Origin of the sequence: Neisseria sp. P0008.S002 (assembly GCF_051962805.1) — a bacterium.
Classification (GTDB): domain Bacteria; phylum Pseudomonadota; class Gammaproteobacteria; order Burkholderiales; family Neisseriaceae; genus Neisseria; species Neisseria perflava.
On record NZ_JBQCUY010000002.1, the window covers coordinates 233,824 to 253,279 of the forward strand.

The window sequence follows — 19,456 nt, forward strand, 5'->3', positions numbered from 1 at the left end:
AATTGTTCAGACGGCCTTTATTTTTATTTCTTCACTGCCAAGCTCACGGTGAAAATACCGTCTTCGTCTATCCATTGATGGATTTTTTCAAAACCGGCTTTTTCAACCAACTGATCCATTTCCTGCTGACTGCGGCGGCGCATTACCCAGTTTGGGCTGCCTGCTTTGTGGCTGGTCAGGGCGCGGGCAATCATTTCCAGTTGCGGATGCCACGGCTGGCCGGTGTAAATCAGGTAGCCGCCGGTTTCAATGGCTTCTCCAAAGCCGTAGAGCGAGTTTAAAATCAAATCGTTGTCGGCAAACAATTCGTGCAAGCCGGAGACGATGCCTAGGGTAGGGCGCGGCTGTAAATCATGATAATTGGCGCGGTCGTAAGCATTGACTTCATTGAAGGTTACCGTGTTTTGCAAGCCGCGTTCTGCAATCAGTTTGCGGCCGGCTTCGACATTAATCGGGCTGTAATCGCGCAAGCGTACGGAATCAGGCAATGTGTCGGCAGTCAGGGCATCCAATACATAGCGGCCATGACCGGACGCGATATCCAAAACGTGTACAGGTTTGCCTGCTTCACGCAATTTAGCTGAGGCCGTCTGAATGGCTTTGCCGATATTGACTTTGCGTTGGCGAATGCCGCGCCAGCCGATGGCGTTGAGATAGTATTTGTCCACCCATACACCGAAAGCGTTGCTGCCTTGCGGTTGATTGCGGTAGACATAATCCAGCGTGCTACCCGAATCAAAACCTGTTTCTTGACCGATTCTCAAGCCTTCACTCCAGCGTGAACCCAGTTTGAGCGAGGCGCGATATGTTGCCCAAAATGCGCCGCGAGGCGTACAAACAGGCAAAGGCGTAGCCAGTTCGTCGGCTTCGCGACGGCTGTCTCCAAACAAGTGCGCTTGAGTCAGATCGACTTGTTGCAAAGGCTGATTGAAACGCTCGCGGATAAAACGGCGCATTTCGACAAAAGCGATTTCACGGTCTTGCTCGCCTAACGTATCGTGGTAGAAACCGGGCAGGATATGGCGCTCTTTAATATGGCTGCCTAAGCGGTTGTAGAAATCGTGTTGCGGTTTGTGATGAACAACCCAATCGCTGCCTGAAATCAACAGTTGTATAGGCGTAGTAATCGCTTGTGCATCGGCAACGACGCGCTCGGCCGCCTCATATAAACCCAGCAGGATGCGCACAGAAATAGCGCGGGCAATCAGCGGATCATTGTCGTAGCTTTTTTGACGTTCGACATTGTGGGTCAGATAGTGGGCTTTGACGTAGCTGTTGACAAAGAAATTGCCACGCCATTTTTGCATAATTTTCAAACCGGTACGGGCAAACGGAACATAGAGTTTGACTTTGAACGCAGGCGAAGCCAATACGGCGCAACGGATTTTCGGCGCGTAATCGTGCAACCAAGTAGAAACCAATACCGCACCAACACTTTGTGCAATCACGCAGATGTTTTCAGGTTTGATGCCGTATTCGCTTTGAATGTGTCGGATAAAATCATCTACATCAGCAACCGAAGTACCGATACTCGGACTATCGCCGCGTTCACCAGGGCTGTAACCATGACCGCGCGCGTCCCAAGCAAAATAGGCAAAATCATCAAAACCTAGCTCATCTGCCACAAACATCATCCGGCCGGAGTGCTCATGCCCGCGATGGAACAGCACAATGGCTTTGTCGGAAGAACCATCAGCAGCAGGGCGATAGCGGTAGAAAAGCGAAGTACCGTCTTGGGTAGAAAAGAATTTTTGCTGTTCGGACATGAGAAACTCCTAATAGTCATATTTTTTGAACAGTATCATGACATATCGAATAAATGCAATGACTATCCGATAGACGGACGAATGCAATGATGGAGAGAAATGGTAAAAGATGGTTTCAAATTTCACTTAAAACTGATGACAGTGATTGTGAAAAGGGTTAGATAGGGGGTGGATAACCTTACAAACTACTACCGACATATCATCATAAACTCTTTGTTTTGCAATTAATTTACGAAACACAGTCAGACGGGACTTATCGTTATCATATTGTTGCCAAATTTTTTCTCTTATTTCTTCTGAAGGGGAATCGCTTAGGCCGTCTGAATAGTTTTCAGACGGCCTTTACTGCGTTTAACCAAGCACTAATTAACTGCTAATTTTGTCATGTTTTAATACATCCATCGAAACCCGAATACACATTTAAAAAGGAAATCAAACATGAAAAAATTTTTATTGACCGCCATCGTTGCTTTGTCTGCCGCTACTGCCGGTGCCAGTGATTATATCGAACACAAAATCTACAGCGACAAAAACTTCGAGCAAAATCGTGCTAAAGCCGTAAAAATTTTGGAACAACGCGGCTATCAAGTTCACGATGTTGAAGCCGATAGCCGTCGAGGTCAGCCTGTGTTGGATATCGAGGCTTTTAAAGATGGTCGTGAGTACGACATTGTTTTGTCTTTTCCTGATTTGAAAATTATTAAAGAACGCATCGACTATTAATATTTTGATGCAAAGCGGGTTGTCGCAGGACTTTGGGGTTCTGCGGCAGTTTGCTATTTAGGTATTTAAAGAATGTAAGCTACATGTAAATTACCTAAAATAAATGAACTAAATATGCTTTTTATTTTCCATTTAATTCAAAGTGTTTGATGTTGGGAGTCATGATATGGATTTGAATGATTGGAAGGAAAATGGTCGGCCGAAGCAGATGGGCGACCAAGACAAATCTTTAAACGACGGCGTATCTGCCGATTCCCAACAGGACGTTGATTTTTGGGATCGCAATCGAAACAATACTGTTGAAAACGAAGTTGAGGTTGCGGCTGAAACGGTAGAAGTTCAGGAGGAGGTAGAAGGTCAGGAAGCAGTTGAACATCCTGAGATGCCGTCTGAAAAAAGTGAAAAGAAAGCCAAACGCAAAAAAGACAAGGCAAAAAAGAAAAAAAATAAAGCCGAAGATTTGAATGCGCCTGATTTGTTGGGTACGAATAAGGGCGTGGAAACCATGTTCCGCAACGCCGTACGCTCGGAGATGGAATTGTTGGCGCTGGCGGCAACCAAAGCGAATATTATGATTTCGCTGAATGGTTTTATCGTGTCTGCTCTGATGATTTCGGGCGCGTTTATTTTTTCATCGTCGCCCGAATTTTTGATTCCGGCCAGTACGTTTATGATTACTGCCGCCGCATCTATCGTGTTTGCGTTGCTTTCTGCTTCGCCGGAACGTATCGGCAAAATGCAGGCGGCGCGGACATGGTTTAAGGATTTTATCCGCGGCCGTTCTAAGCTGCGGGACTTGAAAACCCGCCTCAGTAGTACCGAAACGCGCTTTTTTGGCGGCAGCCAACCCAATATTTTGATTTATGAAGACCGTGTGAAACTGCAAAAAGATCAATATTGGGAAATGATGCAGGAGATTATGGGCGACCGTAAACAAATCTATGAAAAGATGAGCGACCATCTTTATTGGCTTGGTTTGTTGGCGGACAAACAGTTCAAATACATCAATTTGTCTTACGCGGTATTCCGCTGGGGCTTGCTGGCTTCACTGGTGGCGTTTATCGGCGTGAAAACATTGCCGTCATTGCTGATACCGCCGGCCAACAATGCGGCAGAGCTGCGTTCGCTGGGAATCAATATGTTTAACGGTGTGTACGAGCCTTCCGCCGTACAACAGCTTCCGGATGGTAAGTTGCTGATTGCGGAAGACGAACCTAACCATGCGTTCAGTATCATCAGTATTGATAAAACCGGTAGGTTTGTGGAAGACGAGGCATTGGATACGCGCGTGATTACCGGTTTCAAACGCCGTCTCAGCGACTTGGAGGCTTTGGCTCGCGACGAGGAAGGTTTTATCTACGCGCTGACTTCACACTCGCGCACCCGTAAAGGCAACCGCTCGCCTGACCGCGAACACTTGATGCGCTTTAAAATTCAAGACGGCAACGTGTTGGGGCTGACCAGCTACGACAATCTGACGCAGGTTTTGGAAACCGATCACAAGTTGCATGATTTGATTCGCGAGCGAACCAAGGCAGAAGTTTCTTTTGACGAAATCAATATTGAGGGCATGGCGTTTGATCCGGTGAAAAAACGTCTTGTTTTGGGGTTCCGTGATCCTGAGTTCAACAACATGGCTTTGGTTGCGTTTATCAGCAATCCGAAAGATGTGTTTGAGCGCAATGCCAAACCTGAGTTTGATGAAGTAGCTGTGATTGATATTGATGGCGGCGGTATCCGTTCCCTCAACTATGATCCTGTGTTGAAAACCTACGTGATTGCCAATGAAGTGAAGGATGAGAATGGACAGAAATTCTCACAACTGTGGACTTGGAGCGGTAACCCGACCGATGAACAGCAAAAAATCTCTCTGCCTAATCTGCAACACATCACCAACGTTGAAGCTGTTGATTCGATTACCGTTAACGGCAAGCCTCAAATGATTCTAATGGGTGACGAAGGTAATGCTTCGCAGAAAATTACTGCCAAGTATATGTTGGTAGATTACAGTCAACTGGGTAAACAGTAAGTGATCTTCGCTGACGGATAAAAGGCCGTCTGAAACCGATAGTTTATGGTTTCAGACGGCCTTCAAGCCATTGATGACACGTTTGTAGCAGGTATAAACCAATGCCGCGCAGGCCAGCCACATAAGGATATAGAAAGTCGGATGGAAGCTGCCGGCGATTGCATACCATACTGCCAATGCACCGATAAAGAATGCACGGTCGCTTTTGCCGAATGGCCCGTCATAACGCCGGCCGTTACCATGAACTTGCCCCAAAACGCCGCAAAACTCAGTCATTGCCGCCAGCCAAATAAACAGGGCAATTTGTACGCCGCCGAAGGGTGCGATAAAGGCAAAAGGCAAATACAAAGCAGCATCGGCGGCAATATCGGTGATTTCATTCAAATAACCGCCCAATGCCGATTGTTGGCCGAACTCCCGTGCCAGCATACCGTCCATCGCATTCAGTGCCATGCGGACAAACAACCAGATCGGCAAAAGCCAGAATAATGTGGATACACCTGCAAACAATGCTAAAAGCAAACCGAGCAAAATGGAAACGGCGCAGGCAAACAGGGTTACCTGATTGGCAGTAATGCCTTTTTGATACAGTCTCTTAACGATGGGGCGCAACAGGTTTTGGAATTTTGGTTTCAGGGCGTAGATACTCATCATTATGCAGAATAAAAGAAAATGAAGTGCCGTGATTATAGACGAAATCCGTTATAATCCGTCAATCTTCGAATCACGCGGTTCGCAAACCTCCCGCGTTAACAAAACTAGGAATTTACAATGGAAAAACAGCAAGCCCTTGTTATTTTTTCGGGCGGGCAGGATTCAACGACCTGCCTGATTCAGGCAATTCAAACCTATGGCCGTGAAAATGTGCAGGCCATCACTTTTCAATATGGACAACGCCACGCCATCGAATTGGAGCGCGCGCGTTGGATTGCCCAAGATTTAGGCGTGAAGCAGACCGTACTTGATTTGAGCCTGATACAACAGATTACGCATAACGCGTTGATGGATGATACGGCATCCATTGAAACAGCTTCAGACGGCCTGCCCAATACATTTGTAGATGGACGCAATGCTTTGTTTTTGCTTTACGCCGCCATTTACGCCAAAGGGCAGGGGATACGCCATATCATTGCCGGCGTATGCGAAACCGACTTTTCCGGTTATCCCGACTGTCGCGATGTGTTCGTCAAGTCGATGAATGTTACGCTGAATCTGGCTATGGATTACGCTTTTCAAATCCACACGCCCTTGATGTATTTAACCAAAGCGCAAACTTGGGCATTGGCGGATGAAATGGGTGTGTTGGATTATATTCGCGAGCATACGCATACCTGTTATAACGGCGTGGTCGGTGGTTGTCATGAATGCCCGAGCTGTATTTTACGCGAGCGTGGTTTGTCAGAATATTTGGAAAGCAAAAAGGCCGTCTGAATTAAGAGAGACATAATATTTCCAATATCCAGTTGTACGAAAAGGCCGTCTGAAAAATTCATTTCAGACGGTCTTTGGCTATGTATTTTGTTCTGCTTAGAACAGCAAATCTGCCGGTTCGCTGCTTGCCGGAGCATCTTTTACAGGCGCAGAGGCCGAGGCAGTAGCCGGTTCGGAAGCGGCTTTAGGCGCGGAAGCAGGCGTCTCGGCAGGAGTGGTTGCCGGTTTGGCAGCAGGTTTTGCCGGTTTCACCGGAGTCGGACGAACGCTTTGTTTCGGTTCGGATGCTGCTTTGTTTGTATCGTCGGTAGCATCGACTTCGATTTCAGTACCTTGAGGCAATACCACATCTTTAGCAGGAGCCGGTTTCGGCATGACTTTGGGTTTGCTGTAAGCATCCGTGCCGCTGGTCCATGCCAAAGATTTTAAAGGCGATTTGAGTTTCACGCCTTTGGCGCAGGTCAGACAGTTTGCCGCACCGGTGCGTCCTTTCAGGATTGCATCCACACGCGCTGCAGGAATGGTTTTGCCGTGCGCTTTTGCCCAAGCGGCAATGCTTTTTTTCAGGGCAGCCGTATCAAGGTTTTTCTTGTCGTATGGGTCACGATAGGCAGCCAGCCACAAGTTTTGGTTGGCATCTTCGTTCAGGCTCGCCATTTGGTAGATAACGGAGGCAGGAGAACCTGTTGCGATGGTTTTGGCAAATTCCAATGCGTCAGGCGATTTCATGCGCACGCAACCATGGCTGCGGACTCCGGGCACGCTGGCAGGGGCATTGGTGCCGTGAATGCCCAGGCTTAATTTGGGGTCGCCAAGACGGACGAATACGGGGCCCAGCGGGTTATTTGGGCCGGCCGGTACGCTTTTTACGCCGTCATTGCGTTCTTTTTGGATAGATTTAGGGATGTGCCAAACCGGGTTGTAGGCTTTTGCACCGATTTTATGTTCGCCCAGATTGGTTTGGGTCATGGCTTTGCCGACGGCAACAGGATAAATTTTGCTCAGTTTACCGTTGTCGTAGAGGAACAAACGCTGTTGCGTAATATTGATAACGACGTGTTGTCCGGAAGAGGCGGGGGAGACGTCTGGAATAAGTGTGTTTGCAGCAGCGGCCGAGGTCAGAAGGGCGGCTGTCAGGCCAAGGAATAATTTTTTCATGTCGTCTTTTTTTTGTAGGGATTGAAATGAAAGTTTTTGGCGCATGATACCTGAAACTCTGTGTTTTTGTGAGAAAATATGCGCTTTCGGTATTGGAAGACAGTCAGGCGGCCGGTAAGCGGCTGTCTGACGGAAACGGTATGAGTGTGAAAGAACGGTATCAAGAGGCGGAAGTTTTTTCTTTGGATTATGAGGGCAGGGGTGTTGCCAGAGTCGATGGAAAGACTGTATTCATCGGCGGTGCGCTGCCCGGAGAGCGTGTAACGTTTGCCATTCATAAAGAAAAAAAGCAGTTTGCAGAAGCTCAGGTCGAAACGGTTTTAAAACCTTCTTCCGAACGCATTGAGCCAGCTTGTTGCTATTTTGATACATGTGGCGGCTGTTCGCTTCAACATGTTTCTTTCGGAGCGCAAGTTGCGTTAAAGCAACGGATTTTGGAAGAGCAGTTGGAACGGATAGGTAAGGTCAAGCCGGAAATAATTTTACCTCCTTTATATGGTTACTCCTGGTATTATCGCGATAGAGCGCGTTTAAGTGTTTCGGTGGATAAACAAGGCCGTCTGAACCTCGGTTTTCAGGCCAAAAAAAGCCATGATGTCGTCAATATCCGCCATTGCCATATTTTGCCTAAGCATGTGTCCGATAGATTGCCTGATGTCCGCAATTTGCTGCAAAAGCTGCATGATGACGGTGTAAAAGTGAAATTTGTTGAGTTTTATTGCGGGAAAAATGTGACAGCACTCAACATTCGTTTCGTAAATCAACCGTTTGGACAAATATTAAGCGAATTGCGTAATTGGTTTGATAAGATATTGTCGGGTGCTGAAAAAGTATGGCAAATATGGCTGCAGGATCATGCCGAGTCCTTGCCGTTTTATCCCGAGAATGTGCCTGCTCTGAACTATAATTTTGCTCAATTTGACGTGGAAATGCCTTACAAGCCGGGTGATTTTACGCAGATTAATGCGCAGCTGAACGAAGTGATGGTGGCAAGGGCGGTCAGGCTTTTAAACCCTCAAAAAGGGGAGAGGATTGCCGATTTGTTTTGCGGTTTGGGCAATTTCAGTTTGCCGTTGGCGAAAAGTGGCGCATCGGTTGTCGGTATTGAAGGCGCCGATTATTTGGTAGATAGGGCAAGGGAAAATGCCCGCCTGAATCGTTGTGCCGAGAATATGACGTTTTCTGTTGCCGACTTGTTCGATACCGATGAAAAGACTGTCGAGTCATGGGGAAAATTTGACAAGATGCTGCTGGATCCGCCGAGAAGCGGGGCTTATGCTGTTGTCAAATCGATACATAAGCCGTTTTTACCCCAAAAAATAGTATATGTTTCATGCAATCCATCAACATTTGCACGGGATGCCGGTGTCTTGGTGGATAAGGGCTATAAGTTTAAGGCGGCAGGAATCATGAATATGTTTGCACAAACCTCGCATGTTGAATCCATCGGTGTGTTTGAGTTGTAAATTGGTATCAAGTCCTTTATGTGAGTAGGGTTTTTAATGTAAAAATGAGTGCATTCATGTTATCATCATTCGTTTGGGGAATTCATAACGTTGAAGTTGCGTGTAAAGCAACAGATGTTAATAAATGCAGTTTGCAGCACAAGACCGGGAGGTGTTCTTGAACTATCAACTTTTAACTATTTTTTTGCTGGTGCTTTTTTTGCTGGTGTTGTTTTTTGTTCGTCATAAACAAAGTAGTGAACAAAGAGGCAACTCAGGCAAACAAAGCGCACATGCATCAAAAGGCGGCCATAAATCTGCCGCTCATACAGCCTCCTCTGAGGATGGAAACGACTGGATTGAGAAAGTCAACCAGACAGTTTCCAATGCGGATAATCAAGATTGGGAATGGGGCGGAAGCGGCTCAAGCAATGCTACGGCTTCTGTTTCTGCACAAGAAGTCGATCCGCTGACCGAATATCAGGTTTATAAACAGTTCGGCTATGAAAGTAAAGCAGCAGAGTCTTTGGCCGGTTATCTCAATACTTTGGAAGACGGTGCACCGGAAAAACTGGTTCATGAATTAATCGGTTTGAATCTGCGCGTCGGCAATATCGACATGCTCGCAGATACGCTTGAGCGCCATAGTGCTTCCCTTTCTGAAGACAGTGTAGCCGAATACTTGAAAGCTGGTCTGGCTTTGGATTCAACCAACCTGCGCTTGCGCGTTTTTGCCGAACATCATCTCGGTTGGAATATGCAGGAAGTGGATCGTCAAATTGGCGAACAAAGTGGTTTGGAAGTTGCTTCCGATGAGCATATTGCCTTTGAGAACGATTCGGCCGAACGCATTGTCGTGCCAGGTATGGGTAAACGCGCGCCTATCGTATTAGGCAAGAAAGACTTTGGCGAAATCAGCCCTGAAGAGATGGGCGCGGTGATTGGTTTTGCCAAGCCGGAGCGCAGTGCAAAAATCCTGAAAGACAAGATCAGTTACGAGACTGCTTTGCATCAATACAACAAAGCAATCCAAACTTCTGCGAAACCTGCTGGTCTCATTATCGATGCCTTGCGTCTGGATTATCAGAATGAAGAAGTAGGGCAGTTTGCCAAGCATCTGTGGAAGCTTTACCACTCTTTGGGCCAATATGGCCGTCAAGTAAAAGAACGTATGCTTGGTTGGGGTTATAGCCTTGGTTATCACGAAATTTTTGATGATTTGGAAAAAGGGCCGTCTGAACAGCAAATTAAAGAGATTGGTTTGAAGCGCGGTTATATTCAGCCAAGTTCTTTGCAGATGAAAGCCAAATATCGCGATTTGGTTCAAAAAGATTCTTCTGTCATTAGTGCAAGCTCTTCACCTGCTGATGAAGCCCTGAAAGAAGTGGAGTCTCTGTTGGCCTACGGTCAGTTGGATTTGGCTATCGGCACTCTGGAACAGGCTGTTTTGCAGTATCCTCAAGAATCGCAGCTGTACATCATCTTGTTTGATTTGTACGAACGCGTCGAAGACTGGGGACGTTTGGAGCAATTCCTGCGCTTGTTGCGTGAACGTGTTGTCAGCCTGCCTGAAGAGGTTGTCTTGGCAATGAGCCGTCTCTTGCAACGAATGAACCAATATTCAAAAAAATAAGATAATCGTAGAAAGTACGAGTGATGAATAATCATTTACCAAAAATTAAAACCATACGGGTTATGTTACAGGAGATGGGTGAGCAACAGCAGGCGGTATTCCGTATGGCATTTAAAATGCACAATACGACGAATTACGTCATCGTTTCCCCTGATTCTGATGAAAAACCGGATTTGGTATTGGTTGATACCGATACTCCGGAAGGTGTAGAAGCTTGGAAAGAGTCGAAGAAAACTTATCCGGAAGTGCCTGTAGCGATGTTTTCTTCCGAGTTGCCGACAGTAACGACTCCTTATTTGGCCAAGCCGGTTAAATTCGATACCTTGTTTCCTGTTTTGCGCAGCCTGGCTCAGGGCGGGAATGTTTTTGAGCCGTCTGAACAACAAGCGGCTGAAGAGAATAAAGGACAATCAAATTCTGATGGCGCAAGAAAAGCCACCATTCGCCGATTTAATCCAAATAAAGGCTTGTTGGGTGCGCTGAAATTTGCCAGTCAAGGACACCAAGATATTGCCGTCTTGCATGAAGGCAAGCCGATATTAATCGTGTTTCCTAGTATCCAGCGAGTACTGCTGACAGTCAGTGCCAATGAGTTGGAGAAATTGTGTAAAAACGATAACTTGGCAGTTGTGTGTAAGGCTGTTCCTGATAATCCGCAATGGAAAGAGAAAGCCAAAGTTACCATTATGTCATGCTTGTGGCAAATGGCCATTTGGACTGCATCAGGCCGTCTGATTTATCCGATGACGCCGCAAACTGTCTTTACGCTCAAGCGTTGGCCAAACTTAACCCGTTTGGCGCATGTTCCGGAATCTATGCGTCTGTCGGCATTTCTGACGAAAACATCCGTTAATTTAAATGTTCTCTATAAAGTCATGCCATTAGAGATGCCTGATATTTTGAATTATTTATCGGCAACATATATAACAGGCTTTTTGGCGACAGATACAGAGTTTGCAACAGATGCGAATAATACGCCTTCCTTGAATGAACAGATTGATGTGAATAGCAAAGACGTACCTGAAACAGCAATGAGCAAAGAGGCTCAAAAAGTTGCCGGTCCGTCTAAAGAACAACCTCGCGGCCTGTTGCAACGCCTGATGCGTAAGTTGCTGGGTAAATCGTAAAGGACACATCATGAAAGAAAATAAAATTATCTTTACCGGTCCTGTTGGCGTAGGTAAAACCACTGCAATTTCAGCTTTATCTGATGAACCGCCGGTTCAAACCGATGCATCCGCATCCGATATGACACTTGTCCGCAAGGGGTACACGACTGTGGCAATGGACTACGGTGTCATTCATTTGGATGAGGAAACCAAGGTTCATCTTTATGGTACGCCTGGTCAGGAGCGTTTTAATTTTATGTGGGAAATTCTGAGCCAAGGCAGTATGGGCTTAGTGCTTCTTTTAGATAATACAAGAAGCAACCCATTGAAAGACTTGCAATTCTTCTTGGATGCGTTCCGCGAGTTGCTGAAAAAAGCGCCTTTGGTTGTAGGGGTAACGAAGATGGATATCCGCTCCTTGCCAAGCGTAGATGTATATCAAAAATATTTAGCACAGAATAATTTTAATGTACCGGTTTTTGAGATTGATGCACGTCGAGAAGACGATGTAAAACAATTGGTTACTGCCATGTTGTTCTCAATTGACCCCGGATTAGAGGTATAAGATGGAAGCGACACTCTCTTTACAATCAAATTTATATCCTAAGATTACACCGGCAGGTGCGTATTATGCCGTTTCAAGTGATACGCCCAGCGCCAGCAGAACTTTATTGTATGGTTTGTTGCGCGCAGAGCCGTCTGAAACCATCAGCAGTGAAAAACTTTTGGCGTGGGCAGACACCAGCGATATCAATACCGCTTTAAACCTGTTGTATCGCCTCCAACGCTTGGAGTTTTTGTACGGTGACGAGGAAATCAGCACAGAGGACATCCATCTGACTGACGAGCAATTACCGACATTGTTGGAACAGTTGTCTAATTCTGGCAAAGCTTTATTGGCTGATGAAAACGGTTTGTATTTTGCCAATGCCAATTTCCATCACGAGGCTGCGGAAGAATTGGGCCTTTTGGCGAGCGAAGTGGCCAAAATGGAAGACAATCACCGTCTTTTGATTCGCAATAACCTGCATATCAATAATAGCGCATGGGGTATTTGCGATCCTTCAGGCCAAAGTGAATTGACCTTTTTCCCGCTGTATATTGGCATGACCAAGCTGATTTTGGTAATTGGCGGAATGCCTGATTTAAATAAAGAGGCTTTTGTTACTTTGGTTAAAGTGCTGTACCACCGATACGGCAGCCGTTGATTTTTGCCTGACCAATATTTATTTTAGAATGGAGCGACTATGCAACAACTATTGATCTCTGTATTAAGCGATTTGAACAATACCTCTGCGGATATCACTGCTTCTGCAGTTATTTCTACAGACGGCCTGCCAATCGCAACCATGCTGCCTTCGCATTTGAATGCAGACCGTGTAGGTGCGATGTCGGCAACGCTTTTGGCATTGGGCAATCGTTCCGTACACGAGTTGGCTTGCGGTGAGTTGGATCAGGTAATGGTTAAAGGTAAAAATGGCTATATTCTGCTGAGTCAGGCAGGTGAAAATGCAGTGTTGGCATTGATGGCAAAAGAAAGCGGTAAATTGGGTTTGATTTTGTTGGATGCGAAACGTGCGGCCAAACAAATTGCTGAAATCTTATAAAAGTTTTATAAATTAAAAAGATATAAAAATATTTTTGTTTTTATATAGATTGTTGCTTGACAGGCTTCTGATATTTTCTATATAATCCCATTTTTAATTCCCCGATAGCTCAGTCGGTAGAGCGACGGACTGTTAATCCGCAGGTCCCTGGTTCGAGCCCAGGTCGGGGAGCCAGATTTGAAAACCACCATCTTGTATGGTGGTTTTTATTTTATCTATTGGTTAATATTTTAAGATATTTTGATGATAATTGATTAAATGATTACACTTAATTCATCAGCCTTTATAGGAACAAATCATCGAGGTTACATCACAACCATCCATGTGAAAAGTGGAAAAGACTTTTGAAGATCTATAAATCGTAGCAATCCAAAAGATAAAACAATTTATGAAGTAAAATAATTTATGAAAGGTTAAAAATGATTTACTCAGCAAAGCTAAAAAAAATGGATGAAATAATTGAGGAATTTGCATATTTTTCTATAGAAAATAACGATCTATATTGTTTCCTTAATTGTTGTCCAATGGCTATTGAAGTGAATAAAGTTTACAATGTGGAACTTGACTATTTCATTATTGATGAGTTTATATTGGAAGAGGTTAATACAGATGAATCTGTTATTATTCCTTTTGAAAGAATAGGTGATAGTGCACAATATAAGATAACAGGTAGGTTAGATGGCAATACATTTACAGCTGGAAATATTTGCTTTGAAGATGATGCTCTTCAATTAGAATATTCTTATTTAGATGGCAGATTAATTACTTTAACTGTATGGAGATTAAGTATATCCGTAATTTCTGAAAGAATATAATCGTTATATTTTCTAAGAAAATTATTGTCTATATAAACCGTGCCGTCTGAAAAAATCCCAATTTTTCAGACGGCTTGAGACCTTAGTAAAAAAACCTAAGTTTTTACCCAGGCATTTAGGGGGTTTCTTATAAGAATCTTCTTTCGGCAAACCGAACAAACCATGATCACCAAATATATCGACCGATTCCTTTTGTTAACGCTGGAGAAAGTGATTTGTTGGCAGCTGTAGACTGTTTTTAAAAGAAAATATGCTGTCGGACTTTGCCTTTCTTTCGTCAAACTGATAAACTGTTTGCCATTATTTTTGACTGGGGCATAAATTTTTCATGAAAGACGCAGAGCAGAGTAGTTGTTATACCGCTTCTTTCCCTTTATTTATGCCCGAAATTTGGCAGTCTGTCCGTTTTAAGCGGAACGGCTGCCTTTTTGTATTTTAAAGGAACGCAATCATTATGGATTTCAGTTGGTTGGCCGAGCCGCATACTTGGATAGGCTTTGCCACGCTTCTGGTTTTGGAAGTTGTTTTAGGTATAGATAACCTTGTTTTCGTAGCAATTTTGGCAAACAAGGTCAAACCGTCGCAACGGGATAGGGCGCGGATAACGGGCTTGGGTTTGGCTGTCGTTATTCGGATTTTCATGCTGGGCTTCATGGCGCATATCATGACGCTGACGCGTCCTTTGTTTGAGCTGGGCGGCTTGGAGATTTCTGGTAAAGACATGATTATGTTTGCCGGTGGTATTTTCCTGCTTTATAAAGCGACTACCGAGCTGCACGAACGCCTTGAAGGCCATAATCAATTTGCGGTTGCTGAAGGGCAGAAGAAGCATTCTTCTTTTTGGGGCGTTGTGGCGCAAATCTTGATTTTGGATGCGGTTTTCTCTATCGATTCTGTTATTACGGCAGTGGCGATGGTGGATCATATTGTGGTAGCAATGGGTGCAGTGGTTGTGGCGATGACGGTGATGATTTCCGCCAGCAAACTGTTGACCGCCTTTGTGGACAAGCATCCGACCGTTGTGATGTTGTGTTTGGGTTTCTTGTTGATGATTGGTTTCAGCCTGATTGCGGAAGCCTTCCATTTCCATATTCCGAAAGGCTATTTGTATGCGGCGATCGGCTTCTCGATTTTGATCGAACTGTTTAATCAGGTTTCGCAAAAGAATGCCCGCAAAAATGACTACATCAGTACCTCTTGGCGTAAGCGTACCGCTGAAAATGTGTTGGGCATGATGGGTATCCGCGAAAGCATTTTGGCAAAAGCAGGCGATAACGGCGGTGATGACGAGCATTTTGAAGAAAACGAAAAATCCATGATTCGCAGCGTGCTGACTTTGGCGGAGCGTCCGATTATGGGTGTGATGATTCCGCGTCGGGAGATCGAGAAGTTGGATATTTCCCAAAGTCGGGAAGAACAAAATGCGCAGCTGAAAAATACGCCGTATAGCCGTTTGTTGGTTGTCGGTAAGGCAGGTGTAGATGAGCCTTTGGGCTATATCAGTAAAAAAGATTTGCTGAACCAGCTGCTTGAATCTGGGGAAATCAATATTCAGACGGCCTTGCGCCAGCCGTTGATTTTGCCGGACAGTACGACGGCATTGAATGCGATTGAATTGTTCCGTCAAAGCAGCGCGGATTATGCCTTGGTGGTGGATGAGTTTGGTGCGGTATTGGGCATGGTAACCATGAAAGATTTGTTGGAAACTATTGCCGGTGAGTTCCCCGAGGAATTCGAGCGTGAGGAAGAAGAAGCTGCTCCAGCCAGTCAGGATGAAACGCTGTCTGTGGATGGTGCATTGGAGTATGTGGAATTGGCTTCTCAATTGAATCTGCCTGCCCAAGAGGAAGATGCGGACTTTCATACCGTTGCCGGCTTGATTATGGAAGAATTGCAAAGTATTCCTGATGTAGGCGATTTCATCGATTATCACGGCTGGCGTTTTGAAGTGGTTGAGAAGGACGGACAACGGATTGCACGTGTGAAAATCAACCGTTTGCCGGAAGAAGAATAAGTGAAGAGTTAGTATGGTAAAGGCCGTCTGAAAATGTTCAGACGGCCTTTTTATTGATTCAACTTTAGTTACCGTAATGTCCAGAGCCTAAAATTCGGTGTGAATGTGCGCCGGTTGCATGGTGGGGATTGCTCGGAACTTGATTGCACCAACAGGCTGCAAGCCAGGCAAAAGCGGCGGCTTCCACCCATTGCGGGTCAAGATGGAGCTTGGCTGTGCTGTGCAATTTGGTGTCGGGAGAAAACAGGGTTTCCAAGTCTTGCATCAAAACCGGATTGCGGATGCCGCCGCCGCAGATGTAAAGATTATGAATCGCCGGAGCAGCTTGTTTGGTCGCGTCAAAAATGGTTTGTGCGGTATAAAAGACCAATGTGCGTATCACATCTTCCGGCTTTTCATTACCTTTCAGACGGCCTTGAAGCCAGCTTAGGGAAAACAACTCTCGGCCTGTACTTTTGGGATAAGGGCGGCTGAAATAAGGATGGTCGAGCAGGGAAGCGAGCAGGTCGGGGAGGATTTTGCCTTGTGCGGCTTTTTCCCCGTTTTTGTCGTAAGGCTGCTGCCAGATATGTTGCATCCATGCATCCATCAGCATATTGCCGGGGCCGGTATCGAAGCCGAAAGAAGGGCTGTCGGGCGGGAGGATGCTGATATTGGAAATGCCTCCAATGTTGAGTACGGCTCGGGTTTCATTCGCATCTCGAAACAGCGCTTCGTGAAAGGCTGGGACGAGGGGTGCACCTTGACCGTTGCAGGCAAGGTCGCGGCTGCGAAAGTCGCCGACAGTGAAAATGCCGGTCAGTTCAGCTAACAGGGAGAGGTTAACCAGTTGAATGCTGTAACCGTATTCAGGCGCATGGCGGATGGTTTGTCCGTGGCAGCCGATTGCGGCAATGTCTTTGGCCGACAGGTTTTGTTCTGCCAATAGTTGTTGGACGGTTTGGGTGTATAGGCGGCTGAGTGTTTGCGCCAGGATATTGCTTCTGTGCAATTCATTTTCGCCTATGTCTTGTAGTGCCAACAATTCTTGGCGCAGGCCGTCTGAATAGGGTAGAAAGCTGTGGGCAACGGCTCGTTGCCATTGCTTGCCCTGCATTTGAATCAGTACGGCATCGGCACCGTCCATGCTGGTTCCGGACATGATGCCGATATAGTATTGGGGTTGCATTTCGGTTACAGAAAGAGAAGGTAAAGCGACATTTTAACGCCTTTTGACGTTTTTACGGGAATTTCGGCATTTAATGTAAATAGTTGGTGCAAGAAAGATTACAAAGAGGTTAAAATAACGTGACTCAACATGTTTTCCAAAAGGAAACTTTCCATGGCTCAAACTCAGTCGAGTGCGAACTTGAAGCTGATTAATACGGTTTTTGCCGCTATGCTTGTGAGCATGGTCGGCTATTTTATTTATTGGGGCCTGGGTTATACCCACTACAACCACTCCGGCCTGTTTATCCTTGCTACCTTTTTCGGCGTCTTCATGGCGTTTAATGTGGGTGGTAACGATATTGCTAACTCTTTCGGTACAAGTGTCGGCTCCGGCACATTGACTATTCCGCAAGCTTTGCTGATTGCGGCAGTATTTGAAGTCAGCGGCGCAGTGATTGCCGGCGGCGAGGTAACAGATACCATCCGTAAGGGTATTGTCGATTTGAATGGCATGCATCTGGATCCGATGCAGTTTGTTTTTATTATGATGTCTGCGCTTTTGGCTGCGGCATTGTGGCTGCTTTTTGCATCGCGCAAAGGTCTGCCGGTTTCTACGACACACGCCATTATCGGCGGTATCGTCGGTAGTGCCTTGTGTATGGCGGCATTGAACGGTGTGGATTCCATTGCGCTGATTCAATGGGACAAGTTGGGCGAAATTGCCTTGTCTTGGATTTTGTCTCCGGTATTAGGTGGCATCGTTTCCTATCTATTGTTTTCACGAATTAAGAAAAACGTTTTGGACTACAACTCTTGGGCCGATAATACGCTCAAAGGCATCAAGTTGGAGAAGAAAGCCTATAAAGAAGAGCACCGCCTGTTTTTTGATGCCTTGAGTGAATCTGAAAAAGTCGAATACGCCACCAAAATGGCGCACGATGCCCAAATTTATGATGAGCCGGACTTTGATCCTGAAGAATTGCAGTCTGAGTATTATCGCGGTCTGCACCGCTTTGACAGCCGTAAGGGCGAAGTAGATTCTTACAAAGCACTGCATTCCTGGGTGCCGTTTATTGCTTCTGTCGGCGGCATGATGATTGCGGCCATGTTGATTTTTAAAGGTCTGAAAAATCTGCATTTGGGCATGAGCAACGTCAACAGCTTCCTGACCATTTTCATGATCGGCGCAGCTATTTGGATGGGTACGTTTGTATTCGCCAAAAGTTTGAAACGCAAAGATTTGGATAAATCGACTTTCCAAATGTTCTCATGGATGCAGGTATTTACTGCTTGCGGTTTCGCATTCAGCCATGGTGCAAACGATATTGCCAATGCGATTGGTCCGTTTGCCGCGATTATGGATGTGCTGCGTACCAACAGCATTACTTCTCAAAACGCCGTGCCGCCAATTGCCATGTTGACTTTCGGTATCGCTTTGATCGTCGGCTTATGGTTTGTCGGTAAAGAAGTGATTAAAACCGTAGGCACCAGCTTAGCAGAAATGCACCCCGCGTCAGGCTTCTCAGCAGAGCTTTCTGCCGCCGCCGTCGTGATGGCCGCATCATTTATGGGCTTGCCTGTTTCCAGTACCCATATCTTGGTAGGTGCAGTTTTGGGTATCGGCTTGGTTAACCGCAATGCCAACTGGAAATTGATGAAACCGATCGGCCTTGCTTGGGTTATTACCTTGCCTGCTGCTGCCGTTTTGTCTGTTGTCAGCTATTTGGTTTTGCAAGCCGTGTTTTAACTGACTGTTTGATTTAAAAAGGCCGTCTGAAAGATATTTCAGACGGCCTTTACTTATGTTCATAAGAGTAGATTTTAGATTGCTTTAATGTCGAACAAATAATGTTGTTCAATGTTTAAATTGATACAAGAATAATCAGCGTAATAAAGAAATACCTTATTGGGAATAGCTTAGAAAAGATTTTGGTTTCAAAACTTGGCTTGGTGGGGGTAAACAAGGCTATTTTTAATCAGCCACTATAAGGTTAAGGCAATAAAAAGCCCCAATTCATCGACGTTAAAGATGTCGTATTAAATTGGGGCTCTATTTATTTAGTGCAAGCCTTATCAGGCCGTCTGAACATTATTCAGAAGCTTCGTTGGTCTCGGCTTGAGTAGGAGCTACTTCTGCTTCTGTAGTAGCCTTAGCGGCTTGACGTTCGGCTTGTGCAGCCAATGCCTGTTGAACGGCTGGGTGCTGTTGGGCGATGGTTTGTTCTTCTGCGCTGACTTCGCCTTTGAAGCGGTTATTCAAGTCAAAACGTTTGCCGCCGCGAGCCAGGGCTTTCAGATAGCGCGGACGGCGGCAGTGGTTAGCCAGTACGCGTGCAATCAGTGCAGGGTCGTATTGGGGCAGGGCGGCAACCAAGTCTTGGTCGATACCGACGGCCAACGGTTTGAATCGTTTGAATACATCATATTTGCCGTAAATGTGGTCGGCAATCATGTCTGTCTGTTTTTTCTTGCTCATAGTTTGGACGGCAGATTTCAGCGCAGCGCCCAAAGCGGTTTCTTGTGCCATTGCGGTTGTATTCCTCTAATATAAATCCGTATTTTCGTCATACGGCAATA

At 45.7% G+C, this 19,456-nt stretch carries 17 protein-coding genes, 1 tRNA gene and 1 riboswitch; of the genes, 13 read left to right on the forward strand and 5 right to left on the reverse strand.

The genetic code is table 11. From position 1 onward, the window contains the following. Positions 1 to 23: 23 nt before the first annotated feature. Positions 24 to 1,766, reverse strand: a complete 1,743-nt coding sequence (locus ACTHSA_RS03025) for a bifunctional alpha/beta hydrolase/class I SAM-dependent methyltransferase (RefSeq protein WP_039862081.1) — start codon at positions 1,764 to 1,766, stop codon at positions 24 to 26. Positions 1,767 to 2,204: 438 nt separating this feature from the next. Here ACTHSA_RS03025 and ACTHSA_RS03030 point away from each other — a divergent pair, with 438 nt between their 5' ends. Both ACTHSA_RS03030 and ACTHSA_RS03035 read left to right on the forward strand, forming a co-directional pair. Then, positions 2,205 to 2,489 carry a PepSY domain-containing protein gene (locus tag ACTHSA_RS03030; RefSeq protein WP_440367167.1) on the forward strand — a complete coding sequence of 95 codons (285 nt, stop codon included), beginning with the start codon at positions 2,205 to 2,207 and terminating at the stop codon, positions 2,487 to 2,489. Positions 2,490 to 2,871: 382 nt separating this feature from the next. Next, positions 2,872 to 4,518: a Pycsar system effector family protein gene (locus tag ACTHSA_RS03035; RefSeq protein WP_440378800.1), complete on the forward strand. Its 1,647-nt coding sequence runs from the start codon at positions 2,872 to 2,874 to the stop codon at positions 4,516 to 4,518. 51 nt (positions 4,519 to 4,569) lie between these two features. On the opposite strand, the gene ACTHSA_RS03040 is transcribed toward ACTHSA_RS03035, so the two are convergent. Continuing rightward, positions 4,570 to 5,169, reverse strand: coding sequence for a CDP-alcohol phosphatidyltransferase family protein (locus ACTHSA_RS03040; protein ID WP_070625271.1), 600 nt, complete (start codon positions 5,167 to 5,169; stop codon positions 4,570 to 4,572). Between the two features lie 71 nt (positions 5,170 to 5,240). Continuing rightward, positions 5,241 to 5,286: riboswitch (PreQ1 riboswitch) on the forward strand. 3 nt (positions 5,287 to 5,289) lie between these two features. On the opposite strand from ACTHSA_RS03040, the gene queC reads away from it, so the two are divergent. Further along, positions 5,290 to 5,949 carry a 7-cyano-7-deazaguanine synthase QueC gene (gene queC / locus ACTHSA_RS03045; protein WP_070625131.1) on the forward strand — a complete coding sequence of 220 codons (660 nt, stop codon included), beginning with the start codon at positions 5,290 to 5,292 and terminating at the stop codon, positions 5,947 to 5,949. Between the two features lie 96 nt (positions 5,950 to 6,045). Here the strand turns inward: queC and ACTHSA_RS03050 are convergent, their stop codons facing one another. Continuing rightward, entirely contained in the window at positions 6,046 to 7,107 is a 1,062-nt protein-coding gene (locus ACTHSA_RS03050) for a L,D-transpeptidase family protein (RefSeq protein WP_070625269.1), read from the reverse strand. A gap of 140 nt (positions 7,108 to 7,247) precedes the next feature. Between ACTHSA_RS03050 and rlmD the strand changes: the two genes are divergently transcribed. The 9 genes from rlmD (at position 7,248) to ACTHSA_RS03095 (ending at position 15,730) form a co-directional block, all read left to right on the forward strand. Continuing rightward, the gene (rlmD, locus tag ACTHSA_RS03055; protein ID WP_070625129.1) at positions 7,248 to 8,573 is read left to right on the forward strand and encodes a 23S rRNA (uracil(1939)-C(5))-methyltransferase RlmD; all 1,326 of its coding nucleotides are present in this window, start codon (positions 7,248 to 7,250) and stop codon (positions 8,571 to 8,573) included. Positions 8,574 to 8,697: 124 nt separating this feature from the next. Further along, on the forward strand, positions 8,698 to 10,185 hold the full coding sequence (locus ACTHSA_RS03060) for a 23S rRNA methyltransferase (RefSeq protein WP_070625127.1): 1,488 nt from the start codon (positions 8,698 to 8,700) through the stop codon (positions 10,183 to 10,185). A 23-nt stretch (positions 10,186 to 10,208) separates the two neighbouring features. Further along, positions 10,209 to 11,312 (forward strand): response regulator transcription factor, encoded by a 1,104-nt coding sequence (locus ACTHSA_RS03065; RefSeq protein ID WP_070625125.1) that lies wholly within the window; start codon positions 10,209 to 10,211, stop codon positions 11,310 to 11,312. A 10-nt stretch (positions 11,313 to 11,322) separates the two neighbouring features. After that, positions 11,323 to 11,859: a GTP-binding protein gene (locus ACTHSA_RS03070; protein ID WP_003748733.1), complete on the forward strand. Its 537-nt coding sequence runs from the start codon at positions 11,323 to 11,325 to the stop codon at positions 11,857 to 11,859. 1 nt (position 11,860) lies between these two features. Next, on the forward strand, positions 11,861 to 12,502 hold the full coding sequence (locus ACTHSA_RS03075; RefSeq protein WP_003748732.1) for a hypothetical protein: 642 nt from the start codon (positions 11,861 to 11,863) through the stop codon (positions 12,500 to 12,502). Between the two features lie 39 nt (positions 12,503 to 12,541). Beyond that, positions 12,542 to 12,901: a roadblock/LC7 domain-containing protein gene (locus ACTHSA_RS03080; protein ID WP_003679682.1), complete on the forward strand. Its 360-nt coding sequence runs from the start codon at positions 12,542 to 12,544 to the stop codon at positions 12,899 to 12,901. A 98-nt stretch (positions 12,902 to 12,999) separates the two neighbouring features. Then, positions 13,000 to 13,075: transfer RNA gene (locus tag ACTHSA_RS03085), tRNA-Asn, on the forward strand. Between the two features lie 245 nt (positions 13,076 to 13,320). After that, entirely contained in the window at positions 13,321 to 13,716 is a 396-nt protein-coding gene (locus tag ACTHSA_RS03090; protein WP_049323926.1) for a hypothetical protein, read from the forward strand. Positions 13,717 to 14,170: 454 nt separating this feature from the next. Further along, a complete protein-coding gene (locus ACTHSA_RS03095; RefSeq protein ID WP_049323927.1) occupies positions 14,171 to 15,730 on the forward strand; it encodes a TerC family protein in 1,560 nt (519 codons plus the stop codon). Positions 15,731 to 15,794: 64 nt separating this feature from the next. Here the strand turns inward: ACTHSA_RS03095 and ACTHSA_RS03100 are convergent, their stop codons facing one another. After that, positions 15,795 to 16,898: an anhydro-N-acetylmuramic acid kinase gene (locus tag ACTHSA_RS03100; protein ID WP_070625123.1), complete on the reverse strand. Its 1,104-nt coding sequence runs from the start codon at positions 16,896 to 16,898 to the stop codon at positions 15,795 to 15,797. 153 nt (positions 16,899 to 17,051) lie between these two features. Between ACTHSA_RS03100 and ACTHSA_RS03105 the strand changes: the two genes are divergently transcribed. Continuing rightward, positions 17,052 to 18,626, forward strand: a complete 1,575-nt coding sequence (locus tag ACTHSA_RS03105; protein ID WP_039862088.1) for an inorganic phosphate transporter — start codon at positions 17,052 to 17,054, stop codon at positions 18,624 to 18,626. 342 nt (positions 18,627 to 18,968) lie between these two features. Here ACTHSA_RS03105 and ACTHSA_RS03110 read toward each other — a convergent pair whose 3' ends face one another. Next, positions 18,969 to 19,406, reverse strand: coding sequence for a ProQ/FINO family protein (locus tag ACTHSA_RS03110; RefSeq protein ID WP_004519616.1), 438 nt, complete (start codon positions 19,404 to 19,406; stop codon positions 18,969 to 18,971). Between the last annotated feature and the right edge of the window lie 50 nt (positions 19,407 to 19,456).

Bases quoted from the DNA above. Each gene is read 5' to 3' on its own strand.
- ACTHSA_RS03035 (WP_440378800.1), top strand. From the start codon at position 2,872: ATGCCGTCTGAAAAAAGTGAAAAGAAAGCCAAACGCAAAAAAGACAAG.
- ACTHSA_RS03095 (WP_049323927.1), top strand. From the start codon at position 14,171: ATGGATTTCAGTTGGTTGGCCGAGCCGCATACTTGGATAGGCTTTGCC.
- queC (WP_070625131.1), top strand. From the start codon at position 5,290: ATGGAAAAACAGCAAGCCCTTGTTATTTTTTCGGGCGGGCAGGATTCA.
- ACTHSA_RS03050 (WP_070625269.1), bottom strand. From the start codon at position 7,107: ATGAAAAAATTATTCCTTGGCCTGACAGCCGCCCTTCTGACCTCGGCC.
- ACTHSA_RS03090 (WP_049323926.1), top strand. From the start codon at position 13,321: ATGATTTACTCAGCAAAGCTAAAAAAAATGGATGAAATAATTGAGGAA.
- ACTHSA_RS03060 (WP_070625127.1), top strand. From the start codon at position 8,698: ATGCAGTTTGCAGCACAAGACCGGGAGGTGTTCTTGAACTATCAACTT.
- ACTHSA_RS03110 (WP_004519616.1), bottom strand. From the start codon at position 19,406: ATGGCACAAGAAACCGCTTTGGGCGCTGCGCTGAAATCTGCCGTCCAA.
- rlmD (WP_070625129.1), top strand. From the start codon at position 7,248: ATGAGTGTGAAAGAACGGTATCAAGAGGCGGAAGTTTTTTCTTTGGAT.
- ACTHSA_RS03100 (WP_070625123.1), bottom strand. From the start codon at position 16,898: ATGCAACCCCAATACTATATCGGCATCATGTCCGGAACCAGCATGGAC.
- ACTHSA_RS03040 (WP_070625271.1), bottom strand. From the start codon at position 5,169: ATGAGTATCTACGCCCTGAAACCAAAATTCCAAAACCTGTTGCGCCCC.
- ACTHSA_RS03105 (WP_039862088.1), top strand. From the start codon at position 17,052: ATGGCTCAAACTCAGTCGAGTGCGAACTTGAAGCTGATTAATACGGTT.
- ACTHSA_RS03080 (WP_003679682.1), top strand. From the start codon at position 12,542: ATGCAACAACTATTGATCTCTGTATTAAGCGATTTGAACAATACCTCT.
- ACTHSA_RS03075 (WP_003748732.1), top strand. From the start codon at position 11,861: ATGGAAGCGACACTCTCTTTACAATCAAATTTATATCCTAAGATTACA.
- ACTHSA_RS03065 (WP_070625125.1), top strand. From the start codon at position 10,209: ATGAATAATCATTTACCAAAAATTAAAACCATACGGGTTATGTTACAG.
- ACTHSA_RS03025 (WP_039862081.1), bottom strand. From the start codon at position 1,766: ATGTCCGAACAGCAAAAATTCTTTTCTACCCAAGACGGTACTTCGCTT.
- ACTHSA_RS03070 (WP_003748733.1), top strand. From the start codon at position 11,323: ATGAAAGAAAATAAAATTATCTTTACCGGTCCTGTTGGCGTAGGTAAA.
- ACTHSA_RS03030 (WP_440367167.1), top strand. From the start codon at position 2,205: ATGAAAAAATTTTTATTGACCGCCATCGTTGCTTTGTCTGCCGCTACT.